9 protein-coding genes are annotated in these 8,687 nt (G+C 69.7%); 6 read left to right on the top strand and 3 right to left on the bottom strand.

The genetic code is table 11. The features are described from left to right. Positions 1-348 precede the first annotated feature (348 nt). From ribD to ACE3O1_RS13310, 6 genes are all read left to right on the top strand, one after another. Positions 349-1,374 carry a bifunctional diaminohydroxyphosphoribosylaminopyrimidine deaminase/5-amino-6-(5-phosphoribosylamino)uracil reductase RibD gene (gene ribD, locus ACE3O1_RS13335; RefSeq protein ID WP_374315819.1) on the top strand — a complete coding sequence of 342 codons (1,026 nt, stop codon included), beginning with the start codon at positions 349-351 and terminating at the stop codon, positions 1,372-1,374. After that, positions 1,374-2,018, top strand: coding sequence for a riboflavin synthase (locus ACE3O1_RS13330; RefSeq protein WP_374315817.1), 645 nt, complete (start codon positions 1,374-1,376; stop codon positions 2,016-2,018). Before ribD ends, ACE3O1_RS13330 begins: the two co-directional genes overlap by 1 nt. Beyond that, positions 2,015-3,289 (top strand): GTP cyclohydrolase II, encoded by a 1,275-nt coding sequence (gene ribA / locus ACE3O1_RS13325; protein WP_374315815.1) that lies wholly within the window; start codon positions 2,015-2,017, stop codon positions 3,287-3,289. Before ACE3O1_RS13330 ends, ribA begins: the two co-directional genes overlap by 4 nt. Next, a complete protein-coding gene (gene ribH / locus ACE3O1_RS13320; RefSeq protein WP_374315813.1) occupies positions 3,286-3,765 on the top strand; it encodes a 6,7-dimethyl-8-ribityllumazine synthase in 480 nt (159 codons plus the stop codon). Before ribA ends, ribH begins: the two co-directional genes overlap by 4 nt. A gap of 65 nt (positions 3,766-3,830) precedes the next feature. Next, the gene (locus tag ACE3O1_RS13315; RefSeq protein WP_374315811.1) at positions 3,831-4,184 is read left to right on the top strand and encodes a Fe-S protein; all 354 of its coding nucleotides are present in this window, start codon (positions 3,831-3,833) and stop codon (positions 4,182-4,184) included. 236 nt (positions 4,185-4,420) lie between these two features. Then, positions 4,421-5,902, top strand: a complete 1,482-nt coding sequence (locus tag ACE3O1_RS13310; protein ID WP_374315809.1) for an MFS transporter — start codon at positions 4,421-4,423, stop codon at positions 5,900-5,902. 415 nt (positions 5,903-6,317) lie between these two features. Here the strand turns inward: ACE3O1_RS13310 and ACE3O1_RS13305 are convergent, their stop codons facing one another. The 3 genes from ACE3O1_RS13305 to ACE3O1_RS13295 all read right to left on the bottom strand — a co-directional run. After that, on the bottom strand, positions 6,318-7,130 hold the full coding sequence (locus ACE3O1_RS13305) for an ABC transporter permease (RefSeq protein WP_374315821.1): 813 nt from the start codon (positions 7,128-7,130) through the stop codon (positions 6,318-6,320). A 5-nt stretch (positions 7,131-7,135) separates the two neighbouring features. Beyond that, a complete protein-coding gene (locus ACE3O1_RS13300) occupies positions 7,136-8,050 on the bottom strand; it encodes an ABC transporter permease (protein WP_374315807.1) in 915 nt (304 codons plus the stop codon). Beyond that, the coding region (locus tag ACE3O1_RS13295) for an ATP-binding cassette domain-containing protein (RefSeq protein WP_374315805.1) at positions 8,047-8,687 on the bottom strand (641 nt) is incomplete at its 5' end. The genes ACE3O1_RS13295 and ACE3O1_RS13300, both read right to left, overlap by 4 nt.

The following is an 8,687-nucleotide window of genomic DNA, read 5'->3' as shown; positions in this document are numbered from 1 at the left end:
ACCGACCTCGTGGTGGATGAGGCGGTCGCGCGCGCACTGACCGGCTGATGCGACCCGGATGTTCATGCACCGACATGGAATGAACCGGTGGATGCCGCGTTGACTACAATCGAGAGCATCAACGTGCTCCGGGGTCGGTGAGAATCCGAACCGGCGGTGAAAGTCCGCGAGCCAAGGCATCAGCATCCGATCGGATGCCGCCACGGCCGATCCGGTGGAATTCCGGAACCGACGGTGATGCGACGAGCGATCGTCGCTAGTCCGGATGGGAGGCAGCACGGGCGTCATCATGCATGCCGCCGGCTTCCCGTGACCCCGGACACCGCGAGGTGAAGACGGAGGACACGGATGACCGCGACGACGGCAGAGCACGACGCGATGCGTCGCGCTCTCGCGCTCGCGCTGCGCGGCCCGCGAGGGGTCAACCCTCAGGTGGGCGCTGTACTGCTGTCGCCCGAGGGACACGTCATCGCCGAGGGCTGGCACCGTGGAGCGGGCACCCCGCACGCGGAGGTCGCCGCACTCTCGCAGCTCGAGTCCGGCGCCGCGCGCGGGGCGACTGCGATCGTGACGCTCGAGCCGTGCAACCACCACGGCCGCACCGGGCCGTGCGCCGAGGCGCTCCTCGAGGCGGGTGTCGCGCGCGTCGTCTACGCGATCGACGACCCCAACCCGGGTTCGAGCGGTGGCGCGGAGCGCCTGCGCGCCGCGGGTGTGGAGGTCGAGTCGGGAGTGCTCGCCGATGAGGCGCACGCGCTGCTCGACTCCTGGCTCACCGTGCAGCGACTCGGGCGACCGCACGTCACCGTGAAGTGGGCCCAGACCCTCGACGGTCGCGCCGCCGCCGCGGACGGCACGAGCCAGTGGATCACCGGGGCACCGGCCCGCGCCGATGTGCACCGCCGGCGCGCACAGGCCGACGCGATCGTCGTGGGCACGGGCACCCTCCTGGCGGACGATCCCGCCCTGACCGCGCGCGCCGAGGACGGCTCGCTGCTCCCGGCCCAGCCTCTTCCCGTCGTGCTCGGCGAACGCGCCGTGCCCGGCGACGCGGCCGTGCGGCGGCATCCGCTCGGCTTCGTGCAGTATCCGGGCGACCTCGGCGCCGCGCTCACCGACCTGCGCGATCGCGGCGTGCACCGCGTCTTCGTCGAGGGCGGACCCGCCGTGGCCGCATCGTTCGTGCGCGAGCGCGTGGCCGACGAGTTCCTCGTCTACGTCGCACCCGCGCTGCTCGGCGGCGACATGCTCGCGCTGCGCGACATCGGCGTGACGTCGATCGGCGAGGCCGTGCGCCTCACGCTCACCGACGTCGAACGCCTCGGCGACGACCTGCTGCTCGTCGCCTCCCCCGCCATCGAAGGAGACACCTGATGTTCACCGGAATCGTCGAGGAGATCGGCGAGATCACCGCCGTCGAGCCGTCTGGCGACGGTGTGCGCCTCACGGTGCGCGCGCCGAAGGCGGTGTCGGATGCCGCGCACGGCGACTCGATCTCGGTGAGCGGCGTCTGCCTCACCGTCGTCGACCAGGGCGCCGACTGGTTCACCGCCGATGTGATGCGCCAGACGCTGGACATGTCGACGCTGGAAGGGGTCGCGGCCGGACTTCCGGTGAACCTCGAGAGAGCGACGGTCGCACACGGCCGCCTCGGCGGTCACATCGTGCAGGGCCACATCGACGGCACCGGCGAGGTGCTCGAGGTGCGCCCCGGAGCGCAGTGGAGCGTGCTGCGCATCGCCCTGTCCGCCGACCTCGCCCCGCTCGTGGTCGACAAGGGCTCGATCGCGGTCGACGGCGTCTCGCTCACCGTCAGTGACGCGAGCCCGGCCGCCCCTGCCGACGGTGTGCACTGGTTCGAGGTCTCGCTCATCCCCGAGACCCTCGCTGCGACGAGCCTGGGCTCCCGCGCGGCGGGCGACCGGGTGAACCTCGAGACCGACATCCTCGCCCGCCACGTTCAGCGGTTGCTGACCTTTGCGGCTGCGGCCGCACCGACGGAAGGAGGCTCCGAATGAGCCTTTCCACGATTCCCGAGGCCCTCGACGCGATCCGCGCCGGGCGGCCCGTCATCGTCGCCGACGATGAGAACCGCGAGAACGAGGGTGACGTCGTGCTCTCGGCACAGCTCGCCACGCCCGAGTGGATCGCTTGGACCGTGCGCTGGTCGAGCGGCTTCATCTGCGCCCCGATGCCGGCCGAGTGGGCGGATCGCCTCGACCTTCCGCCGATGGTCGAGGTCAATCAGGACGCCCGCGCAACGGCCTACACCGTGAGCGTCGACGCCGCCGACCGCCAGTCGACGGGCATCAGCGCGTCCGACCGCGCGCACACGCTCAACGTGCTGGCCGACCCCGACTCGGCGCCCACGAGCGTCATCCGGCCGGGCCACATCCTGCCCCTGCGCGCCGTCGACGGCGGAGTGCGCGAGCGCGGTGGCCACACCGAGGCCGCGGTCGAGCTCATGCGCCTCGCCGGAGTGCAGCCGGTGGGGGCGATCGCCGAGGTCGTGGCCGAGGACGGCTCGATGATGCGCCTTCCCGGGCTGATCGAGCTCGGCGAGCGCGACGACGTGCCGGTCATCACGATCGAGCAGCTCATCGCCTACCTCGAGGAGCACGAGCCGGTGCAGGCGACGACGCACTCCGCGCACAAGCGCCGGGTGAGCCTGCGCGCCGAGGCGCTCGTGCCCACGGCGCACGGCGAGTTCCGCTTCCTCGCCTACAAGGACCGCGTCACCGGCACCGACCACCTCGCGGTCATCTCGGGCAAGATCACCGGGGCGCCGCTCGTGCGCGTGCACTCGGAGTGCCTCACGGGCGAAGCGTTCGATTCCCTCAAGTGCGAGTGCGGTCCGCAGCTGGATGCCGCGCTCGACGCGATCGAGCAGGACGGCGGCGTCGTCATCTACATGCGCGGGCACGAAGGCCGCGGCATCGGTCTCATCAACAAGTTGCGCGCGTACTCGCTGCAGGAGCGCGGCCTCGACACCGTCGACGCCAACCTCGCCCTCGGGCTGCCGGCCGATGCGCGCGACTACGCGGCGGCAGCCGGCATCCTCGCCGATCTCGGCGTCGACAAGGTTCGCCTGCTGACGAACAACTCCGACAAGGTCAAGCAGCTGCGCGAATTCGGCCTCGACATCGTCGAGCAGGTTCCGCTGCTCGTGGGCGTCGGGCCGAACAACCACCAGTACCTCACCACCAAGCGGGATCGCATGGGCCACATCATCGACGAGGCCGACCTCGCCGACGCTCTCGCGCAGATGCACGAAGGAGCCGAGCGTTGAGCGGCAAGGGAGCACCCCAGGCAGCCGAGCCGGTCGACGCGTCGGGCCTCGACGTCGTCGTGATCGCGGGGACGTGGCACGACGAGATCAGCGACGGTCTCATCGCCGGGTCGAAGCGTGCGCTGGACGCAGCGGGCGCGACCTGGCGGCTCGTGCGTGTTCCGGGCTCGTTCGAGCTTCCGGTCGCGGCGAAGACGGCACTCGAGGCGGGAGCCGACGCCGTTGTGGCGCTGGGCGTCATCATCCGCGGCGGCACACCCCACTTCGAGTTCGTCTCGTCGGCCGCGACCGACGGCCTCACTCGCGTCGCGCTCGACACCGGCAAGCCGGTCGGTTTCGGTGTGCTGACGCTCGACGACGAGGCGCAGGGCATCGCCCGCACCGGTCTTCCCGGCTCGGAGGAGGACAAGGGCTACGAGGCCGCCGACGCCGCCATCCGCACGGCGCTGGTGCTGCGCGAGCTGCGGGGCGAGTGAGCCGGCACAGCGAGTGAGGGGCGCCTTGCTGGCGCATCCGCGCGGGCAGGCCTAGCCTCACGACCATGGAGTTCCTTCGCCACCTCGTCCTGCTGTTCCACCTCGTCGGCTTCGCGATCCTCTTCGGCGCGTGGGTCGTCGAGCTCGTCAACGGCCACCGCGGCATCACGCGCCTCATGAACTGGGGCCTCGCGATCGCGGCCGTCGCCGGCCTCATCCTCGCGGCGCCGTGGGGCATCGAGTACGAGCTCAACTACGTCAAGATCGGCGTGAAGCTCGTGATCCTCATCGTCATCGGCGCCCTGCTCGGCATCGGCGCCGGGCGCCAGCGCAAGACCGGCAAGGTGCCGCCGCCGGTCTTCTGGTCGATCGGCGTGCTGACCCTCGCGAACGCCGCGATCGCGGTGCTCTGGCGCTGACCCACCCCACGAAGAAAGAGCGGATGCCGCGACCTCGCCGGGTCGCGGCATCCGCTCTTTCTCCGTTCCGCGCCGACCCTCGCGGGGCGCGATTAGACTCGATTCTCGTGCCCGGGTGAACGGACCCGAGCGCCCGGTGACCCAGCGCAGCGCCGCCTGACGCGTCACCCCGCGCCAGTGGCCGCCCACCTCCCATCCCACGAGGATGCTCCGCTTCGCGTTCTACAGGTTTGCTCATGTCCTCCCCCACTGCCCCCGCCGTCTCGGCGACCGCCCCCGCGAATCCCCGCTCCCGTGTCATCACGGCGAGCCTCGTGGGAACCACCATCGAGTTCTACGACTTCTACGTCTATGCGACCGCCGCCGTGCTGGTCTTCCCGATCCTGTTCTTCCCCACCGGCAACGACACCACCGCGCTGCTGGCCTCGTTCGGCGTCTTCGGCGCCGCGATGATCGCGCGCCCGCTGGGCGCCATCGTGTTCGGTCACTTCGGCGACCGGTTCGGCCGCAAGGCGACTCTCGTCGCATCGCTGCTGACGATGGGCATCGCGACGTTCCTCATCGGCTGCCTTCCCACCTATGAGGCGATCGGCTGGTGGGCGGCGCTCCTCCTGCTCATCCTGCGGCTCGCGCAGGGCTTCGCGCTCGGCGGCGAGTGGTCCGGCGCAGCGCTGGTCGCGACCGAGAACGCGCCCGCCGGCAAGCGCGCCTGGTACGGCACCTTCCCCCAGCTCGGCGCACCGCTCGGCTTCATCATCGCCAACTCGGTGTTCCTCGCGATCAACTTCCTGCTGCCGCATCCCGACGGGGCCGGGCAGCGCTCCGAGGAGTTCCTCGCCTGGGGCTGGCGCGTGCCGTTCCTGTTCTCGGCTGTCATGGTGATCATCGGCCTGTGGGTGCGGCTGCGCCTGGTGGAGTCCGAGACCTTCGTCAAGGCGGAGCAGAAGGGCGTGATCCGCCGGTTCCCGCTGGCTGCGGTCGTCCGCCGCCACTGGTGGCACCTCATCCTCGGCACGTTCATCATGCTGGCCACGTACGTGCTGTTCTACCTGATGACGAACTTCACGCTGTCGTACGGCACGAAGGCGGCCGACCTCGAGACGGCCTCGGCGGCTGCGCAGGCCGCGGCAGAGGCATCCGGCAAACCGTTCGACGCGGCCGCGTTCGCCGCCCAGTTCTATCCGGGACTCGGCTTCGGCTACACCGATTTCGTCATCATGCAGATCATCGGCGTGGTGTTCTTCGGCATCTTCACGCTGCTGTCGGGCCCGATCGCCGACGCGATCGGCCGCCGCAAGCTGCTGCTCTGGGTGACCGGACTGATCATCGTGTTCGGTCTGACGTTCAACCTCTTCCTGCTCCCGCAGGCGGATCCGAAGTTCACCGGTGCTCTCGCGCAGGCGTTCCTCATCTTCGGCTTCATGCTGATGGGCTCGACATTCGGCCCGATGGGCGCCGTACTGCCCGAGCTGTTCCCGACGAACGTCCGGTACACCGGCTCGGCCGTGGCGTACAACCTGTCGTCGATCCTCGGCGCGGCACTCGCCCCGATCGTGGCGGTCGCCCTGTGGGCGGCATCGGGCGGCAGCCCCTGGCTGGTCGGACTCTACCTCTCGGCGATGGGCGTGCTGACCTTCATCGCGCTGCTCCTCGCGCCTGAGACGAAGGACATCGACTACGACGCCGACCTCGGCGCCGGAGCGACCGGCTCCCTCTGACGCCAGTCGCGCACGAGCGGATGCCGCGGCCCGGCCGGGTCGCGGCATCCGTCGCTCTTCGCGTGCCTGCGATGCGCAGAACTGCGGAGATGTGCAGGATCACGGATCCTTCGCGGGGATCCCCTCCGTCATCGTGCGCATCTCCGCCGATCTGCGCACCGGCGCCCTCACCCGCCCCGCCCGGGAGCAGCCGGCACCCCACGTCGCACGAATGCCGGGCAGTGAAGCTCCGAACGGCCATCCGCGTGACGTCGCGCTGACCCGTGTCACGGGAATGCCGGGCTGGGAGGGAGGGCACCCGCGCTTCGCGTGACACGAGGTCGACGCCGTACTCACGCGCGCGGCGGCGGGCCGCCCGACGAAGGGCCCTTCGGCTGGAGCGACCTCCGCTGCGCGTCACCGCGCCGCGCGCGGCTCAGTCCAGGAAGAGGGCGCGCAGCCGCTTGGTCGTGAAGACGAGGCCGATCGCGATCATCACGACGAAGTAGAGGACGTGCCACCACATCGCGGGCGAGAGCACACCGGTGGTGAGGCCCCGCACGAGCTCGACCCCATGCCACAGCGGGAAGGCCATGATGATGGTCTGGATCCACTCCGGGTAGACCGAGATCGGGTACAGCGTCGCCGAGAACAGGAACATCGGCAGCAGCACGAAGTTGATCCAGTCCATGTGCTGGAAGGTCTTCATGTAGCTCGTCACGGCCATGCCGAGGCTCGCGAACCCGAACGCGATCAGCAGCACCGCCGGGATCGCGAGGATCGCCGTCCACGCCAGGTTGAGCCCCAGCACCTGCATGATGATCATGAATCCGGTCGCGTAGAGCAGCCCGCGCAGCAAGGCGTAGAGGATCTCGCCGAGCGCCACGTCGAGCGGGCCGAGCGAGGTGGCCAGCATGCCCTCGTAGAGCTTGCCGTAGTTGAGCTTGAAGAAGACGTTCCAGGTCGAGTCGTAGATCGCGCCGTTCATGGCCGACACCGCGAGGAGGGCGGGAGCGATGAAAGCGGCGTACGACACCTCGGTGCCGCCGGATGTCTCGACCTCGCCGATCAGGGATCCGAGGCCGATGCCCATCGACAGCAGGTAGAACACCGGCTCGAAGAATCCGGAGAACACGATGATCCAGCTCGACGAGCGCGCCGCGATCAGTCCACGCTGAACCACGGACTGGGGATTGCCGGCCCAGAGCGCCCGGACCCCGCCGACCCGCGTCGGCGTCTCGGTCGTCACCGCGGTCACTTGGCCAGCCTCCGCTCGAACAACCGGCGCGCCACGACGAGTCCGCCGATCGACAGCACGAGCAGGTACATCACGTGCACGACGATCATGATCGGCGGCGTCGGCTGCCCGTAGGTCACGACCCGGCCGAGCTCGGTGGCGTGCCACAGCGGCGAGACCCAGCCGATCCACTGCAGCCACAGCGGAAGCGTCGCCAGCGGGTAGAACGTGCCCGAGAACAGGAACATCGGCATGAAGATGAAGCGCTGAACCATGGCGAACTGGCCCTTGTCATCCTCGATCGACGCGGCGTATGCCATCAGCGGAATGCCGAAGGCCAGCCCACCGAGAAGGGCGATGATCGGCGCCAGCCAGGCGGTTCCGAGTCGCGTCGCGTCGGGCTGCAGCCAGGCGAAGAAGAGCACGACGAACACGAAGTACAACACCACCGTCACGGCCATGCGTGCCCCGGCGCCGGCGACGACGCCGTTCGCGATCTGGCCGGAGGACAACGGCGAGGCGTTGAACCCGTAGAAGTAGCGACGCCACTTGAAGCCGGCCATCACGGGGTACGTGAACTCCTCGGACGCGACAGCGACCGCCGACGTCATCAGCAGAGCCGGGGCGACGAACACGAGGTACGGCACCTGCTCGCCGCCGACGTCGATCGGCGCGTCGATGAGCGCCGCGAGACCGACCGCGAGTCCGAGCAGGTAGAGCACCGGCTGACCGAGCGCCCCGACGATGATCGTCCAGCCGTAGGCGCGCATCGCCCGCACCATGTGCTCGGTGACGTAGAAGGAGCCGAGGCCGCGCGGCTTGCGGCCCCACTCCATCGCCTCGGCGCGGAGCTCGTCGAGAGTGAGGTCGGCGACGGCGACGGGACGAGGCATCCGCTCTCCGCCGGCGGCGCCGGGAAGCTCGTCGCTCATTCGATCAGCGACCTTCCCGTCAGGCGGAGGAACACGTCTTCGAGGCTCGATCGGCGCACGAGACTCGTCACCGGGTGGAGCCCGCGCTGGGTGACCTGCTCGAGCGCCGCCTCGCCGTCGTTCGCGTAGACGAGCACGCGATCGGGCAGCACCTCGACCCGGTCGCCGATGCCCTGCAGCTGTGGCGCGACCTGCTCGTTTCGGTCGGACCCGAACCGCACCTCGAGCACCTCGCGGCTGGAGTGCTCGCGGATGAGCGAGGCGGGGGTGCCCTCGGCCATGATGCGCCCCTTGTCGACGACGATCAGGCGATCGCAGAGTTGCTCGGCCTCGTCCATGTAGTGCGTGGTGAGCACGAGCGTCGTGCCGCGCTCCTTGAGGCGGAACAGGCGGTCCCACAGCACATGGCGGGCCTGCGGGTCGAGCCCGGTCGTCGGCTCGTCGAGCAGCAGGATGCGCGGATCGTTGATGAGCCCGCGTGCGATCGTGAGGCGCCGCTTCATGCCGCCGGACAGAGCGTCGACCTTGCTCTGCGCCTTGTCTTCGAGCGCGGCGAACGCGAGGAGCTCGTCGGCCTTCTGCGCGCACACCTTTCCGGGAAGGCCGAAATAGCGGCCGTAGATGTAGAGGTTCTCTC

The organism is Microbacterium sp., from assembly GCF_041909575.1.
GTDB lineage: Bacteria > Actinomycetota > Actinomycetes > Actinomycetales > Microbacteriaceae > Microbacterium.
This window is presented reverse-complemented; position numbering and strand designations above follow the sequence as displayed.